Origin of the sequence: Vibrio gazogenes (assembly GCF_002196515.1) — a bacterium.
GTDB classification, from domain to species: Bacteria; Pseudomonadota; Gammaproteobacteria; order Enterobacterales; family Vibrionaceae; genus Vibrio; species Vibrio gazogenes_A.
Genome location: NZ_CP018836.1, coordinates 1,105,115 through 1,129,756 on the forward strand (window position 1 = coordinate 1,105,115; position 24,642 = coordinate 1,129,756).

Genomic DNA, 24,642 nt, shown 5'->3' on the forward strand with positions numbered 1-24,642 from the left:
GCGATATTCCCTCGTGCTGCGTGACTTTGTTATTTCATCACCATGGTTAATTTTTTTTTGCAACCATTCGCCAAATAAAGCTAGCGGGGCCAGAGTGATACCAACGACTTTTGTTATCCCGGGTTGCAATGCCAATGGTCTGTGTAATGCGATCCAATAGAATGGCGAGAATCACAATCCCAAGGCCGCCAACGGCTGCCATCCCCATATCGAGCCGACCAATACCACGTAAGACGGTTTGTCCCAGTCCGCCCACGGCAATCATTGAAGCAATAACCACCATAGAAAGTGATAGCATCAGTGTCTGGTTTACGCCAGCCATGATCGATGGCATCGCCAAAGGAAGCTGAATGCGATACAGCATCTGTTTCGGGCTTGCACCGAAAGCGTGACCGGCTTCAACCAGTTCTTCTGGAACTTGTTGGATGCCGAGGATGGTTAATCGAACGATGGGCGGCAGTGCAAAAATAATGGTCACGACGACCCCGGGGACATTACCAATCCCGAACAACATCACAATCGGAACGAGATAGACAAACGCAGGGGTTGTCTGCATCGCATCAAGTATTGGCCGAATTATTTTCGCGGCCGTCTGATTCCGGGCCAGCCAGATGCCGAGCGGCAGCCCTATCAGTAAGCAGAAAAATACCGAGGTCATGACCAAGGCCAATGTCACCATTGCACCCGTCCACGCACCGACCAGACCGATCACAATTAATGAAATCAGTGAAACGATCCCCATGCGTAGCCCGGCCATTTGCCAAGCCAGCAAAAACAACACCAATAACATGATGGGAGCCGGTGTGGTGACTAATGCGGTCTGGAATGAAGTGAGGATTAAATCGATCGGAATGCGGATCGCCTGAAATAGCGGACGTCCATGCGTGACTAACCAGTTGAGTGCTGTTTCTACCCATTGATCAAAGGGGATGACTGCATCTTTAAATGGGTGTAACCAGTGAAATGTCTCTGGTGGTGGTGTGCTGGCATTTAACCAGTCACTGTTCGCCGTGGTGCTTGTCGCCCAAGGATCAACGTTTTGTGTGGATTCCATTGCCATAATTATTCTCTATCCAAAGTCTGAAGTAATCGGGATTTGCTGATAACACCCAGATAACGGTTATTGTCATCGATGACAGGCAGTGCGTAAGGGACGGTTGCAACTTGACCGATCAATTCGCTGATGGGGGTATCGGCATGAACATTTATCGTGTCTTGCAAGAGTGCACTGTAGAGTGAGCGTTTTTGTTTCTGAGCTTCTTTGAGTGAATCGATGGAGACGACACCTTCATAGCTATAGCCTCGATCAACCACAATGCCAAACTCCCGATCGTTATCCAGTAACAGTTGTAATGCGGCGGCTGGCCCGTCATTGTCATGCTTTTTCAGGACTGTGGCGATTTTTCTCCGGGCAATATCTTTTGCCGTGAAAATGTTGGCGACATTCACGCCGCGGAAGAAGGAACTCACATAATCATTGGCGGGATTGTGCAGAATATCATCCGGGGTGCCGACTTGAACGACTTCGCCATCTTGCATAATGGCAATTCGATCACCGATACGCATGGCTTCATCCAGATCATGAGAAATGAAAACAATGGTTCGTTTATCATCGTTCTGTAAACGAATCAGCTCATCTTGCATCTCAGTACGAATGAGTGGGTCGAGTGCTGAAAATGCTTCATCCATTAACAGGATATCCGGGTCATTGGTTAATGCCCGAGCCAATCCGACCCGTTGTTTCATGCCTCCGGAAAGTTCATCTGGGAAAGAATCCCCGTAAGCATCCAGCCCGACTCGTGACAGTGCTTTTTTGGCCCGCTCATAGCGGGTTGCTTTATCAATTCCCGCCAACTCTAAGCCAAATGCAGTATTGTCGATGACTGACATATGCGGCATTAGTGCAAAATTCTGAAAAACCATTGAAATTTGTTTACGCCGAACTTCACGGAGATCGGAAGCTGGAATGTGTGCAATATCCCTTCCTTTGAGCAGGACACTGCCTTGTGTTGGTTCGATTAAGCGATTTAATAAACGGACTAATGTTGATTTTCCGGAGCCGGAGAGCCCCATGATCACAAAAATTTCGCCTTCCTGAATCGAGAGAGAGACATTTTTGACACCGACCGTGAGGCCTGTTTTTTCAAAAATCTGGTCTTTATCCAGCCCCTTTTCCATTAAGGGAAAGGCAGTATCAACAGACTCCCCGAATACTTTGTAAAGCTCTTTTACTTCTAAGATAGCTTCCATGTTATCTGACCCATATTGTTTAAAATTAACAACTGTATGTAATGAACTCTAAGCATTATTTGGATAAAAATCAAGCGCTTCTGTTTTTTTATGTTTTTTTATGTTTATAAGTTATTGATTTTTAATAACTATTGGTTTTTCCTTTTTTTTCATATCTTTGCATAATTCTTTGTGCACAAAATAATTGTTTTTTTATCTACGGTGGATTGTTTCGTACTGTATTTCATTAGACAATGTGACAACGCTTGCCGTGTGATAGAGATAAGTGGTGTTAAAAATAAGGGGTCTGCCGTGTTAAAAATTATACTGATGGTTGGAATCATACTGTCTCTTTTTCTGAGAACTGCCGTTGCAGAACCGGAACAGAAATACTCACAAACTGATATCTTGGATCGTCCGCTTATCGAGCGCTATATTCTTGATGAGCTAAAATCACTTCGACAAGATCAACAAGATCTGGAACGCCGTCTAACCATCCAGATGACGGATCGGGAATTGAGCGTTGCTGATAAATCAATGAATTATGCCAATGTCACGGTTACTTATTTCTTTTATATCATCGCTGCTGCTGCGTCATTGATCGCTTTATTTGGCTGGCATTCGTTGAAAGAGGTGAAAACCAACACGCGTGAGCTGGCGGATAAACGCTTAAATAAAATTGCGCAAGATTATGAGAAAAAATTTCTTGCCTTGGAGCGTGACTTGAAGCGCAAAACGCGGATCATCACGGACAATAACCGCGAGATTGAGATTATCAATGAGATTCACAACTTGTGGCTCAGAGCGCAGAGTGTCCAAACCCCAGAGCAACGGGTGCAGGTTTATGATGAAATTCTGAAAATCCGTCCGGGAGATTTAGAAGCATTGACCTATAAAGCTGATGCAGTCATGGAAATGAAAGAATACCACTGGGCAATGAGTTTATGTAACCGAGTGCTTGAGCTCGATGAAACCAATGGTCCGGCACTGTACCAACGCGCTTGTGCTTACGCACGTCTGGGTGCTGAAGAACAAGCAATTATCGATCTACAACTTGCTGTTGATCTCAGTCCTTCACTCGGTGAATTCATTGCCGAAGAATCAGACTTTGAAGCGCTGCACGGTAATAAAACCTTTGATAGTTTGTTGACGGCGCCTTCTCAGGAGTAGTGTCGTGAATCAATCATGACGATTGGTTGACACATGACTTGTACACATCTGTCATGTTGTCGGGATTTATCGGTATCAATTGTTGTTGAGCGCCACCCGTTGCTGTTAACCAGCGGATGGCGCTCAACAACGTTTTTAGAGGAGATCCCTTCATGACATATACACCGGATGATCTTGAGGCACTTTATCAGGTTTGGATGTCGCAAAAAGCGAGAATGCATCTGACACAAATGGAAGTGGCTAAGCAGTTGGGACTGACCCAGATCCAATTTTCTAATATTTTGCGGGGGCGTGAGCCACTGACACCGCAGTTCGTACAATCTTTCTGTCGATATCTCCATGTCGATCCCTATCTATTCATGCCCAGCCTGATCAAACAGCAACGAGAAGGCCAACAACAAGTCAAACTTGTTAACCGAGTGATTATCGATGGTGATATTGATTCGGTTTATGTGGATGGCAATCAAGTCGTTATTGAGTACCGGAGTTTGGTGAGATAGACTCGAACGCCGACGAGGTATCTTCAGCCTAGTCTTTGATTATGCACAACAATAAAAATAACCGACCCGTGGTATCGCAGTCGTATTTGCTATCACGACATGGAGAGATAATGAAAAAAATCATATTGGCAATATCAGTAGGCGCTTTGTTTTCCACCATGACTCAGGCTTCAGAGTGGGGATATACCGGTAAAAATGGTCCGAAAAATTGGGGCCATATTTCCAAGGTCTGTGAGACCGGGAAAAACCAAAGCCCGATTAATCTGACGGAGACAGTCAGATCCGAGCTGAAACCCTTGGCAGTTGATTACCAAGGGCAAGTGACCGCCCTGAATAACAATGGTCATACGTTACAGGCAACCGTGACTGGCAACAACACGCTGACGGTTGATGGCAAGCACTTTGAACTGAAGCAGTTTCATTTTCATACCCCTTCTGAAAATTTGATTCAGAATCACCAATATCCTTTGGAAGCTCACTTTGTTAATCAAGACAGTGACGGCAATCTGGCTGTTATTGCTGTGATGTTTGATATCGGGACTGATAATCAGGCCTTGACGCTGTTGGCCCAGAAATTACCGAAAAAAGGCGACGCTGTGCCAGTCTCTTTTCCTGTGAAAGATTTACTGCCGACAACGCAGAAATATTATCGCTTCAATGGCTCGCTCACCACGCCACCGTGTAGTGAAGGGGTGCGTTGGTTTGTCATGAAACAGACGAACACGCTCTCAACCAAGCAGGAGAATGCACTGATTTCTGTGATGGGACACAATAATCGCCCTGTTCAGGCACGCAATGCGCGCGTTGTATTAGATGAGAAATAGATAGACGAAAAATCGCTGAGATGAAACAGCATCGGTTCCGGTGATTTTACTTGTCATCCAAGGTCATTCACGGCTGAACAGACCCGCGTTTGAAAAGGCAAGCCCCTGACATTCAGGGGCTTGTTGTATGAGATGTGTGCGGGAACGTTGAATTGAACCAATCACCTTGCCCTGTCGTCTTTAACCTATCACGACCTGAGCCAGCAGATAACCGACAATACAGCCCGTCACAACGGCAATAAGACCGACCGCCATAAACGAGTGGTTAAAGTACCATTTTCCTATTTTTGTCGTGCCGGAAACATCAAAGTTGACGGTGGCGATATCCGATGGATAGTTTGGAATAAAGAAATAACCATAAACAGCTGGCATCAGGCCGATCAACAATGCAGGACTCAGGCCCAGAGCCAGTCCGACAGGCAACATCATCCGAGCGGTTGCGGCTTGAGAATTGACCACGACAGAAACCACGAAGAGCGCCAGCGCGAAGGTCCAAGGATACAGCTGAACCATTTCAACAATCCCGGACTTGAACTGAGGCATTGCGTATTTGAAATAAGTATCTGACATCCATGCAATCCCAAAGATTGCAATGGCTGCAACCATCCCGGATTTAAAGACCACACCGTCAGGCACATTTTTCGGATTTGTCCGGGTGACCAGCAGAATAATCCCGCCGAAGCAGAGCATCATCATCTGGATCACAACGGCCATACTGATGGGTTTTGCCCCTTCACTGATGGTTCTGATTTCCGGCACCATCGCAATTAAGACAATACAGAGAATTGAGCCAATAAAGAGTAAAACGGAGTTTCGTGCTTTTGCCGGTAGGGTTTCATTCAGCGTAGTGGCGGTTGTATTTTTAATCTCTTCTTGCCAAACCGGATCTTGCAAGCGCGCCTGATACTCAGGGTCATCTTGCAGTTCTTTTCCCCGTCTCAGGCTATACAACGACATCGCGAGTGTACCGCACAGTGTGGCTGGTACGGTAACCATCAGAATAGAAAGGAGTGTGATATTGGTCTGAACATTAACTAACTGCGCCAGATAATAAACCACTGCCGCTGAAATCGGAGACGCTGTAATCGCTACCTGTGAAGCCACAGAAGCAGCAGCCATCGGACGTTCTGGGCGAATACCATTTTTCAGTGCGACATCACCAATGATTGGCATAATGGAGTAAACAGCATGGCCGGTACCCAGCATAAAGGTCATGGTATACGTGACAAATGGTGCGATGAGGGTAACGCGTTTGGGATTTTTCCGTAACAGTCGTTCGGCTATCTGTAGCATGTACTTCAATCCGCCAGCGGCTTCAAGAATGGATGCACAGGTGACCACCGCCAAAATGATGAGCATTACCGTAATGGGTGGTGAGGTCGGCGGCATTTTGAAGATAAATACTTCGATAACCAAACCGATGCCAGACACCACGCCCAAGCCGATACCGCCGTATCGAGAGCCGATGTAAAGCATCAATAATAGGAACAGAAACTCCATATACAACATATTGTAAACTCCTATAACAATTCGTTACTTCATCATCATCGATACGGTAAAAAAAATATTGACGATAATCATGTTCACTCGTCGTTTTTTCAAAAGTGTTACGTGATCGGAGAGAACTCACATTATGGAATAAAAACGTGACTACGATGGAAATGTGATGTGTTGTTTACTTGATAGAAGTGTTAATGAGTTGTGGGAAATCACGCGGTGATTGATCTCCCACAATATTCAGGTGGGGAAATTAGTCGTAAATGGTCGGAATCGGCTGACGTTTATGCTGAGTGGCTTGATAAATTGCGACTAATCGCTCAACCACACTCTGCGGGACTGGTTTCCCTTCCAGAAAATCATCAATTTGATCGTAGGTCAGATTCAGTGCCGCTTCGTCCGCTTTTTGCGGTGCCAGCTCTTCCAAATCAGCTGTCGGCACTTTATTGACCAGTACATCCGGTGCACCCAGTGTTGCCGCAACCTGACGAACCTGACGTTTATTTAATCCGAACAGGGGGGCGAGGTCACATGCACCATCACCAAACTTGGTATAAAAACCGGTAATATTCTCTGCGGAGTGGTCGGTACCGAGTACAAGACCACGGACATAACCCGCTATTTCGTATTGGGCAATCATACGGGCACGTGCTTTGACATTACCTTTCACGAAGTCCAGTTGTGCATGATCTTCGGGGAGTAACCCCGTTCCTGCCAGTGCTTGGTGAGATGCAGCGTGAAGCCCGTCAACACCGGCTTTAATATTCACAGAAACAGCCTGGCTCGGCTCAATAAAGGTGATTGAGAGTTGCGCTTCATCTTCATCTTTCTGTTCACCATAGGGCAGTCTGACCGCGATGAATTGGTACGGGTTGTCTGAATGTGCCTCATTGAGCTGATTAACCGCCAACTGCGCCAGACGACCACACGTGGCCGAGTCAATTCCGCCGCTGATACCGAGCACCAGAGATTGACAGCCGGATTCAGTCAGTTTGCGTTTGATAAAGTCAATACGACGCTGAATTTCATACTCTGGGTTGATAGTGGGTTGGACACGCATTTCCTCGCGAATAAGCTGTTCCATTTTGAGATTCCTTTTCGTACAAAAAATAAACTGATAACAAGAATAAACTGATAGTATGACGCTCAAGTCACTGTGATCGGGAGATACGCGGAATCCCGTATCTTGAGGTCACTTGGGTATATAACAACTTTTTAGTATCATACCTATTTCGTTGAATTAGAAAACCGGATAATTGCCACAAAGGAAGGATATGTTGAAAATCGCTGTATTTGGCAGTGCTTTTAACCCACCAAGCTTGGGTCATAAAAGTGTCATTGATTCACTGAGTCATTTTGATCAAATTTTACTCGTCCCAAGTCTTGCCCATGCATGGGGGAAGAAGATGCTCCCTTACGAACAGCGATGTCGCTTGGTTGATGCACTGATATCCGATCTAGGTAGCGATAAGATTCAACGCTCCGCAATTGAAGAGCAGCTCTATCTTCCCGGCAAGCACATTACCACTTACGCGGTATTGACCGCATTACAGGAAATTTATCCGCAGGATGAACTGACCTTTGTGATGGGGCCGGACAATTTGTTGCAATTTGCCCGCTTTTTTCGCGCGAAAGATATTCTCAAGCAATTTAATGTCATGGCCTGTCCGGAAAAAGTACCCGTTCGCAGCACGGATATCCGCCAAGGACTTCAGCAAGGCAAGACAATCGATCCATTAACGACACCGTCTGTCGCTCAATTGATCCATTCACTATCACTCTATCACTAATACCTCACATCTCACATGACTGGGTTGGTACTTATCTGAGGGACGCCTCAGAGTGCCTTCCTCTGATCGCCTTCGTATCGTACGACGCAACATAATTTTTGTCGGTTCTTTAAACTGAACGTATCTGTTTCAAATTCGTGCAAGCCCAATTGTAACTTTGTGACCTGAGTAGTGGATGTCTTTATAAGATCAATCGTTTGATTTTAAACAATAAATCACATAGTTCTCGATATTTTTTTGATGTCGTTCCGATTAGTCAGAATAAAACCGTCAATAGTGATGGGGGTGTGCTAAAACTATATTAGGTCGATGAAAAAGAGGTTTTTATGGAATTATTTGCGGATATGCGTTCAGGTTCTTCAGACCATGAAGACAATAAAAACAGTCCTTCATCGGCAGATGCTCAACATTTAGAACCTTGGAAAGTGTTGCTGGTGGATGATGATGCACAAATGCACCAGATTACTAAACTAGCGCTCAGTAATTTTGTTTTTCAGAAACGCCCGTTGAAATTGATCTCCGCTTACTCTGGTCGTGAAGCTCAAGAAATCTTTAAACAAGAAGATGATATTGCACTGGCACTGATCGATGTTGTGATGGAAACGGAACATGCAGGACTGGATTTAGTCCGGTTCATCCGGGAGACCTGTCGTAATCATATTATCCGATTGGTTTTACGAACAGGGCAAGCGGGTCAGGCACCGGAAGAAAAGGTGATTCAAGATTATGAAATTGATGACTACAAAGAAAAAACGGAGCTTACCACCCAGAAGCTGCGAACTTTACTCTATTCGATGCTGAGAGCATATCGGGACTTATGTCTCATTGAAGAACAAAAGGAGGGATTAAGCAGAGTCATTGAAGCCTCAGCCAAGGTTCAGAATACCAGAACATTGAAAACGTATGCGACAACGGTATTGAAACAACTGACCTCTCTGATCGGGCTCGAAGCCTCTGCTTTTTACTGCATCGTCTACCCCCATGATCGTCAAGAGGGAGAGCGGGCCCTGACACTGGCCGCAACAGGGAAATATGTCTCCTTTTACAAAGAGTGTAGTTTCAATGTACTACCGGATTTGGTTGCTCAGCGCTGTCAGGAAGTCTTGGAAAAATGTGCTTCCCAAAATTACGGGGACGCCTATGTTTTTCATACCCGCGATGAGCGGGAAGTCACGAATCTTCTCTATGTCAATTTGAACGGTGAGTTATCAGATCTTGATAAACAGTTGCTGGAAATATACATGCAGAACATCTGTATGACATTCGATAACATCAACTTGTTTGTCGATTTGCAGGAAACCTCCGTGGAGCTTGTCTATAACCTCTCGAATGCTGTTGAAGCCCGTAGCAAGGAAACCGGTGCTCATGTACAGCGGGTGTCATTGTATAGTGAACGCTTGGCTCAGTTGTATGGCTTAAATGAGACGGAAGTCAAAATGATCAAGCATGCAGCACCGTTACATGATGTCGGAAAGGTCGCGGTACCTGACCGCATTTTACATAAGAGCGGGAAGCTGGATCATGAAGAATGGACCATCATGCAAAAGCATGTGGAGTATGGCGTCGAAATTTTAAGTAAGTCAGCTCGTCCGTTGATGGTGATGGCGAAAAACATTGCTGAATACCATCATGAGCGATGGGACGGTACGGGTTATCCCTGTGGTTTAGCCGGTGAGGATATCCCGATCTGTGGGCGAATTACTGCACTGGCGGATGTTTTCGATGCCTTGGGTGCAAAACGTTGTTATAAAGAAAGTTGGGCAGATGACCAGATCAAAGAGGAAATTTTAGCCCAGCGAGGCAAACAATTTGATCCACAGCTTGTGGACTTATTTATGGCGCACTGGGATGAATTTATCAATATTCGTAATGGTTTGCCCGATTAAACCTGAATCATGATGAGATGGTTTCGTGGGTTTGAATTTTTAATTGCTTGGGAAGCTTGAGCCAGTAGTGTAGACCCTGCCCAGGCGTTGATGAGAATTGTAATGTTCCCTGAAGTTGTTGGGTCACCAGATTAAACACTAAATTCAGGCCCAGCCCCGAGCCACCATGCCCTCTTTGGGTGGTATAGAACGGTTCAAATATTTTCTGATGTAAGTACTCAGGGATGCCAATACCGTTGTCAATATACTCGAATACAACCGACTCCCCCTCTGCATAGAAACGAATCATAATCTGTGGGACAACGGGCGTGTTTTCATCGCCGAATGCATGGCGTGTGCTATTCATGATGAGGTTGGCTATGACCTGCGTCAAACAGCCCGGAAAACTATTCATCGTGAGGGTTTGATCGCCTTCCAGCGCTGGCTCAACCGGTACCTTTCTGGTCTCCGGATGCATACTGACAATTAAGGCTTGCAAGATCTGATAGATGTTAAATTGACACTGACATTCGGAGATTTGATCAACCGCTGTCTGTTTAAAGTTCTGCATTAATTTAGATGCCCGGGTGAGATTACTTTTCAACAGTTCAACACTTAAAGTTAACCGTTGGATGAGTTCCGTAAATTGGTGGGTGGTGAGCGTTTGATGATGGAAGCTTTCTTCCAGCGTTTTCCTGACGTCTTCTGTAACCGATGTCGCTGTGACTGCAATTCCAAGCGGTGTGTTGACTTCATGCGCAACACCGGCAACCAAGCCACCGAGTGCGGTAAATTTTTCTGATTGAATCAGCTGGGTTTGAGTTTGCTTGAGTTGTGCCAGATTTTGTGCCAGCTCATCAGTACGTTGCCGGACCTTATATTCCAGTTCTTGGTTAAGTTGTTTTAAGGCCAACTGTCCGAATTTTAACGCCGAGATATTCAGAGCCGTTCCGCGAAATCCAAGAAATTCATGCATGTCGTTATAGCGGGCCAGTGCCTGAAAGACAAACCATTGTCGAATGCCATCCAAAATGATAGTCACTTCACACTGCTGGAAACTCTGTTTTTGAGCGAGAAAACGGTGTAGATCCTGTGCCGGTTGCAATGCTTCAACTTGCGTGAACGGGACCGGATTGCTGCCTGATAGATGTAAGGCTTTTAACATACCTTCTGAGGCGTAAGTTAGTTGGAGTGAGTCATCTGTTTCCCAGAGCCAGTCAGATGATATAAGAGCAAAATGTCTTGAGCGGGTCCGTTCCAAATGATTGCTCTGATAAAAAGCCCTGAGGTTTTGGGTTAATTTATTGGTCTCTTTGACCAGCAACGATAACTCATCATCATGCTGTGTAATAAATGGTGTCTGACGGACTTCAAGTTGTGTCCCCGGGTTCGTCGGGGTGTAACGTTGCAGGAAACGAACAATCGAGTATATCCGTTGATTGATGCTGTGGTGAAAAATAACAAGGATCAGATAACATACCAATATGGTTTTGAGGGTATTGATTGCTAATGTCGTCAAAAACGTATGAATCAGAATGTTGTGGATATTCTCAAGGCTCGATTCAACGGTAACGGTGCCGATCAATTCTGTTTCATGACTCACCGGCTCGCGAATCGTTAGTGGGTAAACGTGTCGGATCACCTCTGAAGTGAGTGGGTTACCAACAGCAAGGCTATAATTACCGGACTGAACCTTCAAATAATCAATATCGGATAAAAGCACCAAGTGATCAACTCTCTGCTGCAATTGTGTCAGATTAAAATCCCAAATAAATGAAGCCAGTACATGTGCGTGTACGTCTCGAATTTCGATATGGCGTATTTCAATATGATCCATATGTTGTGTGTAATTGAAATAGAGCTGAGTCATCGTGGAAATCAATGTAAACACACTGCTGAGCAGCACCAGAATGAAAACCGTGCGCCGCCCAAGACGACTTCGCAACGGGGAAATCAATTCTGTGCTGTATTTACCTGTTGTCATATTCTTGAGACCTTAGCCGCCAATGGCTCACCCCGAGACGTGCTTTTTAAATTAATTCAATGTCTTCGGGAGCTGAATGCGATATTGAACGCCTTGACCCGGTTCTGAGGTAAATTTCAAATGACCTTTCAGCTTTTGAGTGACCAGATTAAACACCAGGTTGAGCCCCAGACCCGAGCCACCATGGCCTCTTTTACTGGTATAGAAGGGCTCAAAAATCTTTTCGTGTAACGAGGGTGGGACGCCGATCCCATTGTCTTGATATTCAAAAATAATATGCGGGCCTTCCTCATAGAATCTAATATGAATTTCCGGTGACGGATGTTCACCTTCAAAAGCATGAACGACGCTGTTCATAATCAAATTCGAGACAATTTGAGTTAATGTTCCCGGCAGACTGGTCATCATCAGTGCCTCATCTCCTTCAAGTTGTGGTGACACTGGAATCTTGCGGGTTTCTGGATGCATACTGGTAATTAATGCCATCAGCACCTGATAAATATTGAACTTACTATGATTTTCAGACACCTGATCAACTGCGGTCTGTTTGAAGTCCCGAATTAACTTTGATGCCCGGTTTAGATTGTTTTGTAGTAATTCTGAGCCAGATTTCAGTTTTTCCGTCAGTTCAACAAACTGGGTGGATGTTAAAGTTTGATCTCGAAATGCTCGTTCAAATTCCTCGGTCACTTCCTCAATGAGCGATGTTGCGGTTACCGCAATCCCCAACGGAGTATTGACCTCATGCGCAACGCCTGCCACCAATCCGCCGAGTGCCGCCAATTTCTCCGACTGGATCAGTTGTGCCTGTGCCTGTTTGAGTTGTTTGAGACTCTGTGCCAAATCATGCGTTCGTTCCTGAACCGTGTGCTCTAAGCTTTGATTGAGTTTTTCTAGCTCGGCTTGTACAGATTTGAGTTCAGTAATATTCAGCGCCGTGCCACGGAAACCTAAGAATGTATCTTGCTCGCTGTCATAACGTGCTTGGGCCTGAAACATCAGCCACATTTTATGTCCGTTTAAATCGAGTTCGACTTCACAGTGGTGGAAATTTTGCTTGCCGTTTAAGGATTGTTGTAACTGAATTGCCGTTTGAAATTGTTCAATTTCGTGGAATGGCAACCGATGGTTTTCTTGTAAATGAAGGACTTCCAACATGGTTTCTGAGCAATATACCAGTTTCAGCATGGCATCCGTTTCCCACAGCCAGTCAGATGAGACGTGAGCGAAATCCGCTAAACGTGCCTGTTCGAAACGAATATTCTGATATAAAATCGTGAGATTTTTAGTTAACTTATTGGTTTCATTGCATAAAAGAGATAGTTCATCATTTTTTTGCGTAATAATCGGATAGTTGTAGACCCGTAGGGGATGGGTGCGGTGTCTGGGATTATATTGCCTCAGGTAGCGGACAATTGCGTAAATACGTTGATTGATGCTGTGGTGGAAAATAATCAGAATCAGGTAGCAGACCAGTGCCGTTTTAATGGTATTGATTGACAGAATGACCAAAAAGTCATGCATCAGCGAGCTATAGATTTGCTGAAGATCCGACTCAACGCGAATCGTACCGATTTGTTCTGATTTTCCGGTGATCGGATCTTGAAAGGTCAGCGGATAAAGATGACTGACAGTTTGGCCCGTCACCGGTGTTCCGGCACTGATTTTATAGTTGTCAGACTGTATTTCCAAATAATCGATATGCGGCAGATTAATCAGCCCATTGACCCTTTGCTGCAAAATGGTGAGATCAAAATTCCACAGTGATGAAGCCAGCAGGTGGGTGTGGATATTCCGAATTTCTTGATGGCGCCGATCGACGCTACTAAATTGTTTACTGTAGTCGAAATAAAGCTGCGTGAGGGTCGCCAAAAAAGTAATTGTCCCACTGAGTAATACCAAGATAAAAATGATTCTTCGTCCCAGGCGGCTGCGCAGTGGGTGAATCGATTTCATCTCTTCCATCTCTTGAGCTGATTCTTGTATCGGCTTTTCAGTCGGTGATGCCATATTTTCAATGCCCTGGTTTCAGTCCATATCATCGTCATTTGCAAGAGACGCACTTCTATCTGCGCGAGCACGTCTAAATTAATTATTGATGACATTAAGTTTTTCTGCTCAATAGTTGCTAAAAAAATCCTCATTCTGTCGGCAAGACTCACAGAAGCCTGAGGAGAAACGGCATTTGCTGTGCGGAAAGAAACCGATGTCGTCATTTTCATGATCAATCAACATGATTTTTGTTAGACTCATTCTCGCTTTGCCTGCCGAAATGATGTGGTGGACTCGGTGTCGATAACCCCATCAGGATTGAACAAAATTCAACCACGAAAGGCCAGCAGCCCCTAACGACTAACAGAGAAAATTTATATGACATGTAATGAATTACTTGATGTGATCCGTCATGCGCCAGAGCAAGTTGATTTTGCTGGTGTGATGCGTGTGATTGATGAGAACTATGATTTTAAGCCGACCCGATTTAGCAATGGCGAGTTGGTCAATGACGTCCATGAAAACCAAGGTTCATGTAAAATATTTTCCTTTGCGAAATTACATCAGTTGCGTCCTGAAGAAACGCTCGCTTGCTTTGGAGACTTTTATCGTCAGGACGTTCTACAACACCCTGAAAATCAGGATCATCAGAATATCCGTAACTTTATGCGCACCGGCTGGGCAGGGGTTCAGTTTGAGGGACATGCATTAGCGGCAAAAGCATAACGTTGCACTGAGGGGCGCGGTACGGCGACAAGATTTTGTTATCGCAGCGGCTGTCGGGCAAGACAGCGACGACACAAGCAGTGGGCGGCCCCTGTTTTCTCCCGAGTTGAAACATGAAAACACCAACAGTCTGACTCACCGGCACTGATACCACAATGGGTCGCTTCTCCGCATTGTGGGCAAGCATGAGAGGTGTCTGTTCCGTTCAGCCGTTGCATAATCTGCTCTCTTTGTTGATCCGTGTAATGACGCCACTGCCGGATCTCTTCCATGGTTCGGTAGCATCCCGAACAAAGACCATCTTCATTTTTACAGTTTCCCACACACGGAGACTTGATCGCTTTTTCTGACACTTCGACTGACTCATTTTTTATTACGGCAGACACTATAAGAGATCGCCCTGTGATGTTGCAATATTTTGCTATCGGGTGAGCATTGATGAGGAAATGTGAAAAAACTGAGAGATGCATTCAATAAAATGCATCTGGTAATGAAAGTGAACTGATAAAGGCTGAACTCGGTAAATTAAATTGAATACAATAGCAAGTTGTTGAATAAATCATCATCGCGCGCTTGGCGGGTTTATTTGGAGATCAATCAGCCGTGGCGACGCAAATTAGAACAAAACATCGACACTCTCAAATCAAACATCAAAGGTTTTCTTCATGGCAACGTTAGGTTTCAGGCTCACGATCAATGGGGTCAATGATGCGTCATTGGTGGTTCGTGACTATCAGGGATTTGAATCTGTTTCAGCATCGGTGGACGCCAGCGGGCATCCGGTTTATGGCTATCGTTATCATCTCGAACTCGCCAGTCGCAACAGTGATTTGAGCTTTGAGCAACTGGTCGATACCACCGCGCTGCTTGAAGTGCTGCGCAACGGGCAGGTGGTGCAGAAAGTGCATGGCATCATCCGCAATTTTAGCCGTGGCGATACCGGCCATCACCACACCTTTTATTCCCTGACGCTGGTGCCGTCGTTCGAACGACTTTCACTGCGCCACAACAGCCGGATTTTCCAACAGAAAAGTGTCCCGCAAATTCTCTCGGTGCTGTTACAGGAAATGAACATCACCGACTATGCCTTTTCCACCAAGCGCGAGTGCCTCCCGCGTGAATTCTGCGTGCAATACCGCGAAACCGATTTAGATTTCTTCCACCGCCTCGCCGCTGAAGAAGGGCTGATGTACTACTTTGCTCACGAAGCAGACAAACATACGCTGGTGGTGACCGACAATTCGGAAGGCTTTACCCGACTCGGTGGCACTGTGCCGTATAACGTGTTGTCCGGCGGCGTGTCTGAGACCCCGTATGTGTCGGCGATGACTGCGCGCAAGCAGTCTGAAGTCAGCTCGGTGTGGATGCAGGATTACAGCTTTAAAAAGCCGACCTACAGTTTTAAACAGTCGGTTGAAGCCAATGATTTAGACTATCAGTTGCCGAATTATGAATATTATGATGCACCGGGGCGTTACAAAGACGATGCCAGCGGCAAAGCGTTCAGCCAAATCCGCCTCGATGCGCTGCGACGCAATGCACATACTGCTAGCGGCAAAAGTAATCAGGCGATGCTTCAGGCCGGGGTGCGGTTTGACCTCAGCGACCACCTCGACACGGCGATGAATCAGAACTGGTTGCTGGTACAGGTCGCGCATCAAGGCAGTCAGCCCCAAGCGCTGGAAGAATCCGGTGGCAGTGGTGCCACCACGTATGCCAACCAGTTTACCGCCATTCCCGGTGACAACTTATGGCTATCACCCATCACGCATAAACCGCGGGTCGACGGCACGATGATCGCCACGGTGGTCGGCCCAGCCGGAGAAGAAATCTACTGTGACGAGCATGGCCGCGTCAAGCTGCATTTCCCGTGGGATCGCGAAAGCAACGGCGATGAGCTGAGCTCATGCTGGGTGCGGGTGTCACAGCAGTGGGCGGGCAGTCAGTACGGCATGGTGGCCGTGCCGCGCATCGGTCACGAAGTGATTGTTGATTTTCTGGAAGGCGATCCGGATCAACCGCTCATCACCGGACGGGCATTCAATGCCAGCCATGTACCGCCTTATCCTTTACCGGCGAACAAAACCAAAACCGTGCTGCGGACCGAAACCCACCAAGGGGAGGGTTTTAACGAGCTGAGTTTTGAAGATCAGGCCGAAAGCGAGCAAGTCTATCTCCATGCGCAGAAAGACACCGAAGCCCTGATTGAACATGATGCGACCACGCTGATCCGCCACGACAGCCATTTAACGGTCGAGAACGACCGGTATGAACACATCAAGATGAACGACCATCTGACCGTAGACGGCGAGCAACGGATCAAAATCACCCAAGATCAGAGCCATGACATCGGCGGTGATTTACAGCAGCAAATCGGCAGCCTGACCGCGGTCGAAACCGGCAGCGCCATCACCCTCAAAAGCGGGGCGAAGATTGTGGCCGAAGCCGGCTCGGGGCTGACCTTATCGGCCGGTGGCAGCTTTATCAGCATCGACAGCGGCAGTGTCAACCTGTCCGGTGCTGCGATTAATCTCAACGCCGGCGGTAGTGCCGGCAGTGCGGTCGCTTATGGCGGTAAAGCCGCGTTGTTGCCGGGGGGAGTCTCCGCCCCTGTTGCGCCAGATGAATTACTGCTTGCCCCACAAAGTCCGAGTGTGACCGCAGCGCTTCCTGCGCTTGCAGAACTGGATTTACCGATGATGGAAGTTTGTCAGAGACAGGTCGATGGGTCTTGTACAAAAACAAACTGTACATGTGTTCAGGGGGCATAAAATGGATGATACGCAACTTTACCTTGTGGTTGACGCAATTCGTGTGCCTGAAGCTGCACCTTTTTGCGCCCGAGAGAATATTGAATACGGTAAACTCTATCTGGGAACGCCGTGGCAAGCACAGATAGACAATAGCCCGTTATGGATTGGTTTTCGTGAAAATGATGCCGTCTGGCAGCAATGGCAAACGGATAAACGCTGGGCAGACAGTAGTCTCTGTTTTGAGTTTGACAGCATGTTGCCGCAATCCGATATCATTGCATCACTACAGCAGCATATAACGATTACCTCGGAAGATGGACGGTTATTACTATTCCGTTTCTATTCACCAAAATCTCTGATGACCGTTTTACCGCATTTAGATTCAACACAAATTGCAGCGCTGTGTGGGCTGGCTCGTGAACTGCGAGTTTCTTCTTTGAGTTCGGGAGCCGAGGCATTATTGCCTCTGACCAATCCGTCTGATTCTCCGACCCTGACACCACTCATGATTAGTAAGGCACTGGCAGAGGAATTATTATCGTGACCCAGATCCATATGATTCAACGGGGAGAAACCCTCTCCGCACTAGCAAAGCAGTACAATACGACTGTTGAGACACTGCAAAAGCTCAATGCCGAGCAGATTAAAAACATCAACTTAATTTACACCGGGAATACATTAAATTTGCCGGAAGAATCTGCCACTGCGCAATGGCAACCGCAAGACAAAGAGCCAGAAAATAAGCTGCCGAATACCCTGATTACTCAATCTGAATGTAGCAAAAATGTCACTGTGGTTGATGTGTTATATGTGCCTTCCTTTATCGGTGAGCAGGGGAAATCTGAGCAGAAATTCCTTTTTCTGACCCAAGAAGCCGTCGATGCTGTGCAAACCGAGCATGATGTCTGTGCAAAAGCCGTCACGATGCCGGACAATGCGTCGCGGGTCGCTGAGATGGGGAAATTGGGTATTCTTGATGCGTTCAATAGTTTGTCGCACCAAGTTTTTTTGCAGATGAATGATCGCAAAGAAGGCACCCAAGATGCAGAAAATTACCGAGAGACTTTGTTTGTACAGGCATTGTTAAGGCGACAAGTTGAAAATGAGCCGGAAGACTTAACCTTTCCAGAAGATAACCCGGATATCGGTGTCAAGGGCATACAGCGCAAAATAGAGTCTAGAGAGCGGTACTACAAGACACAAAAGGAAGCGCTGGACAGGATGTATTGTAGTCTCTACGGAGATAATTTTCGGCAACTGCCCAATGCGGTCGAAAACTATGAGGTGGCACGCACTTATCAAAAAAACCGCTATCGCAGAGCGATGCTTGGTTTGCTGCATGATGTTTTTGAAGATGTTGAAGACAAAGTGGCTGATTATGAAGAAAAAGCCAAAAAAATTGCTCAGTCCGTCAAACTTCCGCAGGGGGAACTCAATTATGAGTTTTCCGATTTTGGTTATTACTCTTCAGCCAAAGGCTCTGCTGTATTTCAGTTACTGAATCGCGTACAGGAATACCGAAAGCGCGGCAGTATCAATGTGCTTGCGGATATCAAAGACCTAAAATCTGATACTGAAATTGTGGATTTAGATCGGGTTGAAGAGTTCTACCATATATGGAAAAACCGTAATGACAGCGCAATACGCCAGTGTTTATCCGAACGGAGTACAACCAGTTGGTATTTACGCCGCAATGGATATTCGGCTGATAAACTGATACGGGATTTTCCTCATTATAACGTCGGCTATTATACGTTGATGGCGCATATTGTTGGTTTGAATCTGCTTTCCGTAGCGGTAAAAGAGCAGTGCCTGACTGAAACGCAACTACTGAGTGGCAAAGCCGAGGTAAACCGTATTCGAGAGAAGTTTGAAGATCAAACTTCGACCTTAACTCATCTGAAGTCTGCCTTGTCACAAGTCAACGTTGAGACGCTCGGTTATTATCCGGCGTATGTATTGCAATTGTTGATCGTACGCGAGGTGACAACACGAATTCAGGACTTTAAAGATCTGGTTGGTGAGAATCAGGCGTATGTGGCGCAGGTGAGCGATATTTTGTCATATGCGCATCAATGTCAGACTCGAATTGACGCTCTGAGAGAGTTGGCTGAAGCTCAGAAGAGCCAGCCATTACTGTACTATACAGTTGAAGGGGCTAAATTTGCTGACCAAGTTTTGGTGCAACAACCAATGCAGCTCATTTGGGATGAACATGACTATCAGCCAGAAAACCTCACCAATCAGCTTTATGCGACTAATAGTGAAGCTCAGTGTCATATTGTCGAGTGCGCGTTAGCCAGTGCACCCGATAAACGGCTGTATATCCGATCAAACCATCCGGTATTAGGTGATAAATTAGCGCAGCACAAGAATTGTGTGGTGGGTTATCAGGTGCCAACAACCGGCGGTGCGACCGGAGATGGTAACATGACCAATAACACCGCATGGCGAGATATGCCGACAATTGCCAAGAAACTGGAAGCCAAATACGGTGTATTTTTGTCTTGGTCGGGCGATAAAAAGCTCGCTGATGTTGATGATATGGCATGTTTCCCATGGGTGAAGAAAGACGTCAACTTGTTTGGTGTGGAAGGGAGTGCGGATTTAAGTGCATCAGCGCAGTTTATGCGGTTTGTCTGGTCAGGAGAAGGCTCAGCTTCAACAGAGAAGGATATTGACTCTGGGAATACCGTCACAGCAGGCAAATATGAACTCAAGATGGGGCTGAATGTCGCGGCCGGGCAGAGCAGTATCACGCTGATATTACCCAAGCAGGAAATGCCGCTTGCGCTGCCTTATATTCATAGCGGTAAAGATGCCAATGGCAATGTACTCCCTGAGACTAAAGCGGAGCGTCGTATTGGTAGTTTTCAGATTGCGGTGACAGGCACCGTTTACGGGACGATAGCGGCAAGCCTGCATCTGGCAACCGAAGTGGATCTTGGCAACACAGCAAGTGGTCTGTTTGGGGTACGGGGGACGACACCGACGAGCTCGGGCTTTGCGAACGGGGATACGCCAGTCAAAGTCGAGGGCAAAGCGTTTGCGGGGCTGGAAGTTGGTGGTTCGGTCAATTGTGCCTTTAACTGGAAACCGACCGCAGCCGATGCCAAAAGTCTGAGCCTGAAGCATGATTTTCTGAACTTATTCAAAGTGGGCGGCGGTGTCCGAGGCTCCTTGGGAATAGGCGCGCAATGTTCGTTTACTCTGACCTTCAATCGTGGTCGTTTTGTGGTGATATTTAATGCGAGTGTGACCGAGGGGATTGGTTGTGGCGGAAAAATTTCAGCCGAGTTGAACCCGCAGAATATTGATGCATTTTTCAGTCTGTTATTGTCGATGACAAACAGCAGTAGCTTTAAGCGGTTTGCTTTTTTTGATGAAGAAGGGCGAGACGATGAGACATTTAAAGCATTGAATACCATGACGACGGTTGCGATTTCATTTGGTTTGACGCTGGGTGAAGTAGCGATGTTGCCGTTTACGCTGATTAGTAAAATGGAGTCTCGGGCACGGGAAGAAAAGAATGCGGCATTTGTGGCAAACTTTATCAACAATCCTGCCTATACCGACAAGAATGCAGCATGGATTAAGAATATGCCGCCAGAGACGTTAGCCAAGCTGTTAACGGTGTTGACCCACTATCATGATATTCCTAACCATTGGTATAACTGGGAATCTGATGCTGAAGCGAATTCACTGGCAGAGCAGAATGCTGCTCAGAGTAAGGCACTATTACAGATCTTTAAGTGGCTGGGTGCGGAATATACTATCCCGAAAGCCTCACAACTGGATCGCTTTGAAAATGCCGTGCAACGGATGGGCCTGAAAGACCCGACCACACTGGATAAAGGCGAGCAGTGGGAGAAGTATGCGGAAAACTTGCTTATAATCAAGAGATTCTTTGCTCGATGTGTAATGAATAAATATGATTACAGATTGCAAGATGAGCTCGGAAATGAAATATATAATCGTTTCATGATTATTAATTATAATAATTTTGTTAGCTATATAGAAAAATTAACTCATCGGACTCGTTTATATCAAAAAGATAATCGTATAACTATTGCCGACTATGATTTATTGAATTTCCCATATTATCAGGCTGCCCGTGATGTGGGGCTGATGAAACAACAGGGATATAAAGAAATTAACTGGAAGATTATCGAATGAATCACATAATAAAATTACTGCTAAGCTGCCTGATGGTCTTTTCATATAGCAGCTTAGCTGCAACAGTTGATGACGGCGTTACTCTGTTTAACCAGAAGGAATATAAGCAAGCTCAGGCTGTATTTGAGCCTTTGGCAAAGCAAGGCAATGCCAGAGCAATGTTTTGGTTAGGCGTTAGTCAGTTTAAAACCGGCGAGCAATTTAAAGCAGGCTCCACACTGCTTCAAGCCGCAGAGGCAGGAAATCCTTGGGCGATGCATCTGATGGTGCCAAGCTATAATGGTCATTGTGGTTATCTGGGTTGGCCGTGTGATGAAGATTGGATGGATAAAGCTATAGTGGAGTGGAAAAAACGAGCCGATCAAGGTGACGGGAAGGCGATGTATGCTTTGCTGCGTTGGGGTGAGAAACCATGGTGGGCTTATGTACCAGTTTTAAAACAGAAAAGATATGGCGAGTTGGTTGAGAAAGCAGTCAAAGCCGGTGGGTATAATGCCGTTAGTTACAATATGTATATACCAATAGATATGAAAAAAAATATTGAGTTACTGAAGTATGAGGTTAGTCAAGGTTATGCACCTGCAATGGTGGATTTATATTATATGAGTTATACAAAAAAAGTTATTATTGATGATAGCTTTCAATTAGCAAAGCGAGCATTATCTCTTGGTTACAGTGGTGGTGCAGCTGCTCTTTATTATCATTTTGAAGATGGATTGCCTAATGTAGAAACTGAATCTGATATACAAAACCTATCTCGTGAAATGAAAGAAATGTATAAGGATGCTTATTATTATTCCCTGATTGGAAAATATTGGGGAGGGGAAGATAATATATATCTTATCAGAAAAATGGTTATAAATAATAAAGGGGAAAAAGTTCTGATGAATGTATTATCGGAAAATGAGATGAAAGAAGTGGAATCGAAAGTGCAAGAGTTTACCAGAAATATTTCTATAAATATGTTTTTAGATGATTCAACAGTCAGTGAACTTATTGCTCGATGATTATTGGCAGAGCATTAATTCTCTCACGTGAATTATTTGGTAATTGTTATTTATTATAGTGAAAATCTAATAGATACATTACAAAAAGATTATAAAATGAATCAAATAATAAAATCACTACTAATATATGTGACAGTATTTTCATATGAAAGCTTCGCTGCAACAGTTGATGACGGTATTACTCAGTTTAACCAGATGCAGTATAAGCAGGCTCAGGCTGTATTTGAGCCGTTGGTAAAGCAAGGGAATGCCCGGGCGATGTTTTGGCTAGGTGTCACTCAATTTCGAACGGGAGAGCAATTTAAAGCAGGGCATACATTGCTGAAGTCGGCAGAGGCAGGGAACCCTTGGGCAATGTTGATGATGTCGCCAGAAGATAACGGTTATTGTGGCTATCTGGGCTGGCCGTGCGACCCAAGTTGGAGAGATAAAGCCTTTTCGACTTTACAAGTGCTAGCCGATCAAGGTAATGGTAACGCTATCTGTACGCTTTTGTATAGAAAAGGGAAACCATGGTGGACTTATGTGCCCATTCTTAACAAGCAAAGAGGCGGAGAACTGGCAGAAAAAGGGGTGAAGAATGGTTGGTATAGTATGGCTAGCTGTGGTATTCCGATGAGTATAGAAAAAAAAGTTGAACTACTCCAATATGTAGCAGCTCAGGGATATGCGCCTGCCATGGTTGAACTATATTATATTGATTATCGGGATGAATATAATATAAAAAATAGCAGTGATTTTTTAAAAGAATCATTACGTTTGGGCTACCCTAGTAGTGTAGAAAATTTACTTTATAATGCAAGAAGAAAATATTTCAAAATCAATGAGCTTTCAGATTTTCGTAATATGACTGAAAAGGAAAAGTTAGGATTGGAGGATGTTTATTATTACTCTTTGATTGGAAAAGAGTTTGGTTTAAATAATATTATATTAAATATGAATAAGCCTGTTAAAAATTCAGAAGGAGTATTTGTGCTTGTTAGTTTACTATCATCGGAAGAACAGTTAAGTATTGAGGAAAAAGCGAAAAAATTCCTAGGTCAAGTAAAGCCAAATTTGTTTCTTTCTGAGTCTTCAAATATGAACGCTTTGCTTAATCCTTAATAAGATATACAAGAGATGATCCGAAGAATAATAACTATCCTGTGTTTGATTATTTCTGTGAATGCCTTTGCAACATCGGTTGATGAAGGCGTTACTCTGTTTAACCAGATGCATTATAAGCAGGCTCAGGCTGTATTTGAGCCTTTGGCAAAGCAAGGTGATGCCAGAGCGATGTTTTGGTTAGGCGTCAGCCAGTTTAGAACGGGAGAGCAATTTAAAGCAGGGCATACATTGCTGAAGTCGGCAGAGGCAGGAAACCCTTGGGCAATGTTGATGATGTCGCCAGAAGATAACGGTTATTGTGGCTATCTGGGCTGGCCGTGCGACCAAAGCTGGAGAGATAAAGCCTTCTCTGTATTAGAAAAGCTAGCCGATCAAGGCAATGGTAACGCTATCTGTACACTTCTGTATAGAAAAGGGAAACCGTGGTGGACTTATGTGCCCATTCTTAACAAGCAAAGAGGCGGCGAACTGGCAGAAAAGGGTGTGAAGAATGGCTGGTATCGGATGGCAAACTGCGGCATCCCAATGAATATTGAGAAGCAAGTTGAATTACTTCGATATGCAGCAAATCAAAATTATGCACCAGCTATGATTGAATTATATTCTCTTAACGAGAAGAATACTGATAAAGCAAAAGGTAGTGAGAATCTACTTCATCAGGCTGTAAAATTAGGTTACAGAGGAGGAGCATTAGCTTTTTATTATTATTACCAAGAGAAAATACCAGACTTAGAATCGGTGTCAGATTTTAATCAGTTGACTAGTGATGAAAAAGATTTATTTAAAAAAGTGTATTATTATTCTTTGATTGCTAGCGGTTATGGGAGTAAGAAAGACTATCTTACATGGCAATGGGTTAAAGATGAGAAAGATGAAAGGGTTACTATTACACTGATTTCTTCTTATGAAGAAAAAGAAATAAAAAAGAAAGCAAAACTATTTTTGAGAAAATTTAAGCCAAATTTATTTTTAGATGAATCTTCTGATATCAATACTTTACTAAATCCTTAATGAGATATACG

General features: G+C 45.0%; 19 protein-coding genes. 12 read left to right on the forward strand and 7 right to left on the reverse strand.

The window, feature by feature from the left end; translation table 11 throughout:
- Positions 1-46: 46 nt before the first annotated feature.
- Complete coding sequence (proW, locus tag BSQ33_RS20520) at positions 47-1,060, reverse strand: glycine betaine/L-proline ABC transporter permease ProW (protein ID WP_088135182.1); 1,014 nt, start codon at positions 1,058-1,060, stop codon at positions 47-49.
- A 2-nt stretch (positions 1,061-1,062) separates the two neighbouring features.
- Positions 1,063-2,250 carry a glycine betaine/L-proline ABC transporter ATP-binding protein ProV gene (gene proV / locus BSQ33_RS20525; protein WP_088135183.1) on the reverse strand — a complete coding sequence of 396 codons (1,188 nt, stop codon included), beginning with the start codon at positions 2,248-2,250 and terminating at the stop codon, positions 1,063-1,065.
- A gap of 309 nt (positions 2,251-2,559) precedes the next feature.
- Here proV and BSQ33_RS20530 point away from each other — a divergent pair, with 309 nt between their 5' ends.
- From BSQ33_RS20530 to BSQ33_RS20540, 3 genes are all read left to right on the forward strand, one after another.
- Complete coding sequence (locus tag BSQ33_RS20530) at positions 2,560-3,399, forward strand: tetratricopeptide repeat protein (RefSeq protein WP_157721477.1); 840 nt, start codon at positions 2,560-2,562, stop codon at positions 3,397-3,399.
- A gap of 152 nt (positions 3,400-3,551) precedes the next feature.
- Positions 3,552-3,899, forward strand: a complete 348-nt coding sequence (locus BSQ33_RS20535) for a helix-turn-helix domain-containing protein (RefSeq protein WP_088135185.1) — start codon at positions 3,552-3,554, stop codon at positions 3,897-3,899.
- Positions 3,900-4,009: 110 nt separating this feature from the next.
- Positions 4,010-4,723, forward strand: a complete 714-nt coding sequence (locus BSQ33_RS20540) for a carbonic anhydrase (protein ID WP_088135186.1) — start codon at positions 4,010-4,012, stop codon at positions 4,721-4,723.
- Between the two features lie 180 nt (positions 4,724-4,903).
- Here the strand turns inward: BSQ33_RS20540 and BSQ33_RS20545 are convergent, their stop codons facing one another.
- Positions 4,904-6,232, reverse strand: coding sequence for an anaerobic C4-dicarboxylate transporter (locus BSQ33_RS20545; RefSeq protein ID WP_088135187.1), 1,329 nt, complete (start codon positions 6,230-6,232; stop codon positions 4,904-4,906).
- A 241-nt stretch (positions 6,233-6,473) separates the two neighbouring features.
- Positions 6,474-7,304 carry an ammonia-dependent NAD(+) synthetase gene (gene nadE / locus BSQ33_RS20550; RefSeq protein ID WP_088135188.1) on the reverse strand — a complete coding sequence of 277 codons (831 nt, stop codon included), beginning with the start codon at positions 7,302-7,304 and terminating at the stop codon, positions 6,474-6,476.
- Between the two features lie 190 nt (positions 7,305-7,494).
- On the opposite strand from nadE, the gene BSQ33_RS20555 reads away from it, so the two are divergent.
- Positions 7,495-8,010 (forward strand): nicotinate-nicotinamide nucleotide adenylyltransferase, encoded by a 516-nt coding sequence (locus BSQ33_RS20555; protein WP_088135189.1) that lies wholly within the window; start codon positions 7,495-7,497, stop codon positions 8,008-8,010.
- A gap of 326 nt (positions 8,011-8,336) precedes the next feature.
- Positions 8,337-9,896, forward strand: coding sequence for a DUF3369 domain-containing protein (locus BSQ33_RS20560; RefSeq protein ID WP_088135190.1), 1,560 nt, complete (start codon positions 8,337-8,339; stop codon positions 9,894-9,896).
- 7 nt (positions 9,897-9,903) lie between these two features.
- Here the strand turns inward: BSQ33_RS20560 and BSQ33_RS20565 are convergent, their stop codons facing one another.
- The gene (locus BSQ33_RS20565; protein ID WP_088135191.1) at positions 9,904-11,859 is read right to left on the reverse strand and encodes an ATP-binding protein; all 1,956 of its coding nucleotides are present in this window, start codon (positions 11,857-11,859) and stop codon (positions 9,904-9,906) included.
- Positions 11,860-11,910: 51 nt separating this feature from the next.
- Entirely contained in the window at positions 11,911-13,824 is a 1,914-nt protein-coding gene (locus BSQ33_RS20570; RefSeq protein WP_232472034.1) for an ATP-binding protein, read from the reverse strand.
- Positions 13,825-14,229: 405 nt separating this feature from the next.
- Between BSQ33_RS20570 and BSQ33_RS20575 the strand changes: the two genes are divergently transcribed.
- Positions 14,230-14,577, forward strand: coding sequence for a HopJ type III effector protein (locus BSQ33_RS20575; protein ID WP_088135193.1), 348 nt, complete (start codon positions 14,230-14,232; stop codon positions 14,575-14,577).
- Between the two features lie 38 nt (positions 14,578-14,615).
- On the opposite strand, the gene BSQ33_RS20580 is transcribed toward BSQ33_RS20575, so the two are convergent.
- Complete coding sequence (locus BSQ33_RS20580) at positions 14,616-14,963, reverse strand: cysteine-rich CWC family protein (protein ID WP_420070641.1); 348 nt, start codon at positions 14,961-14,963, stop codon at positions 14,616-14,618.
- 279 nt (positions 14,964-15,242) lie between these two features.
- Here BSQ33_RS20580 and BSQ33_RS20585 point away from each other — a divergent pair, with 279 nt between their 5' ends.
- From BSQ33_RS20585 to BSQ33_RS20610, 6 genes are read left to right on the forward strand one after another with little or no spacing between them, the layout of a single operon-like run.
- Positions 15,243-17,348, forward strand: a complete 2,106-nt coding sequence (locus BSQ33_RS20585; protein ID WP_088135194.1) for a type VI secretion system Vgr family protein — start codon at positions 15,243-15,245, stop codon at positions 17,346-17,348.
- 1 nt (position 17,349) lies between these two features.
- Positions 17,350-17,874 (forward strand): DUF4123 domain-containing protein, encoded by a 525-nt coding sequence (locus BSQ33_RS20590; protein ID WP_157721467.1) that lies wholly within the window; start codon positions 17,350-17,352, stop codon positions 17,872-17,874.
- The gene (locus tag BSQ33_RS20595; protein ID WP_088135196.1) at positions 17,871-21,506 is read left to right on the forward strand and encodes a LysM peptidoglycan-binding domain-containing protein; all 3,636 of its coding nucleotides are present in this window, start codon (positions 17,871-17,873) and stop codon (positions 21,504-21,506) included. The genes BSQ33_RS20590 and BSQ33_RS20595 overlap by 4 nt, the downstream gene beginning before the upstream one ends.
- Positions 21,503-22,513 (forward strand): hypothetical protein, encoded by a 1,011-nt coding sequence (locus BSQ33_RS20600; RefSeq protein ID WP_157721468.1) that lies wholly within the window; start codon positions 21,503-21,505, stop codon positions 22,511-22,513. Before BSQ33_RS20595 ends, BSQ33_RS20600 begins: the two co-directional genes overlap by 4 nt.
- 36 nt (positions 22,514-22,549) lie before the next feature.
- Positions 22,550-23,617: a hypothetical protein gene (locus BSQ33_RS20605; protein WP_157721469.1), complete on the forward strand. Its 1,068-nt coding sequence runs from the start codon at positions 22,550-22,552 to the stop codon at positions 23,615-23,617.
- Positions 23,618-23,632: 15 nt separating this feature from the next.
- Entirely contained in the window at positions 23,633-24,631 is a 999-nt protein-coding gene (locus BSQ33_RS20610; protein ID WP_088135199.1) for a tetratricopeptide repeat protein, read from the forward strand.
- Positions 24,632-24,642 lie beyond the last annotated feature (11 nt).

Coding starts and splice junctions, on each gene's coding strand:
- proW (WP_088135182.1), bottom strand. CDS start 1,060: ATGGCAATGGAATCCACACAAAACGTTGATCCTTGGGCGACAAGCACC.
- proV (WP_088135183.1), bottom strand. CDS start 2,250: ATGGAAGCTATCTTAGAAGTAAAAGAGCTTTACAAAGTATTCGGGGAG.
- BSQ33_RS20530 (WP_157721477.1), top strand. CDS start 2,560: ATGGTTGGAATCATACTGTCTCTTTTTCTGAGAACTGCCGTTGCAGAA.
- BSQ33_RS20535 (WP_088135185.1), top strand. CDS start 3,552: ATGACATATACACCGGATGATCTTGAGGCACTTTATCAGGTTTGGATG.
- BSQ33_RS20540 (WP_088135186.1), top strand. CDS start 4,010: ATGAAAAAAATCATATTGGCAATATCAGTAGGCGCTTTGTTTTCCACC.
- BSQ33_RS20545 (WP_088135187.1), bottom strand. CDS start 6,232: ATGTTGTATATGGAGTTTCTGTTCCTATTATTGATGCTTTACATCGGC.
- nadE (WP_088135188.1), bottom strand. CDS start 7,304: ATGGAACAGCTTATTCGCGAGGAAATGCGTGTCCAACCCACTATCAAC.
- BSQ33_RS20555 (WP_088135189.1), top strand. CDS start 7,495: ATGTTGAAAATCGCTGTATTTGGCAGTGCTTTTAACCCACCAAGCTTG.
- BSQ33_RS20560 (WP_088135190.1), top strand. CDS start 8,337: ATGGAATTATTTGCGGATATGCGTTCAGGTTCTTCAGACCATGAAGAC.
- BSQ33_RS20565 (WP_088135191.1), bottom strand. CDS start 11,859: ATGACAACAGGTAAATACAGCACAGAATTGATTTCCCCGTTGCGAAGT.
- BSQ33_RS20570 (WP_232472034.1), bottom strand. CDS start 13,824: ATGGAAGAGATGAAATCGATTCACCCACTGCGCAGCCGCCTGGGACGA.
- BSQ33_RS20575 (WP_088135193.1), top strand. CDS start 14,230: ATGACATGTAATGAATTACTTGATGTGATCCGTCATGCGCCAGAGCAA.
- BSQ33_RS20585 (WP_088135194.1), top strand. CDS start 15,243: ATGGCAACGTTAGGTTTCAGGCTCACGATCAATGGGGTCAATGATGCG.
- BSQ33_RS20590 (WP_157721467.1), top strand. CDS start 17,350: ATGGATGATACGCAACTTTACCTTGTGGTTGACGCAATTCGTGTGCCT.
- BSQ33_RS20600 (WP_157721468.1), top strand. CDS start 21,503: ATGAATCACATAATAAAATTACTGCTAAGCTGCCTGATGGTCTTTTCA.
- BSQ33_RS20610 (WP_088135199.1), top strand. CDS start 23,633: ATGATCCGAAGAATAATAACTATCCTGTGTTTGATTATTTCTGTGAAT.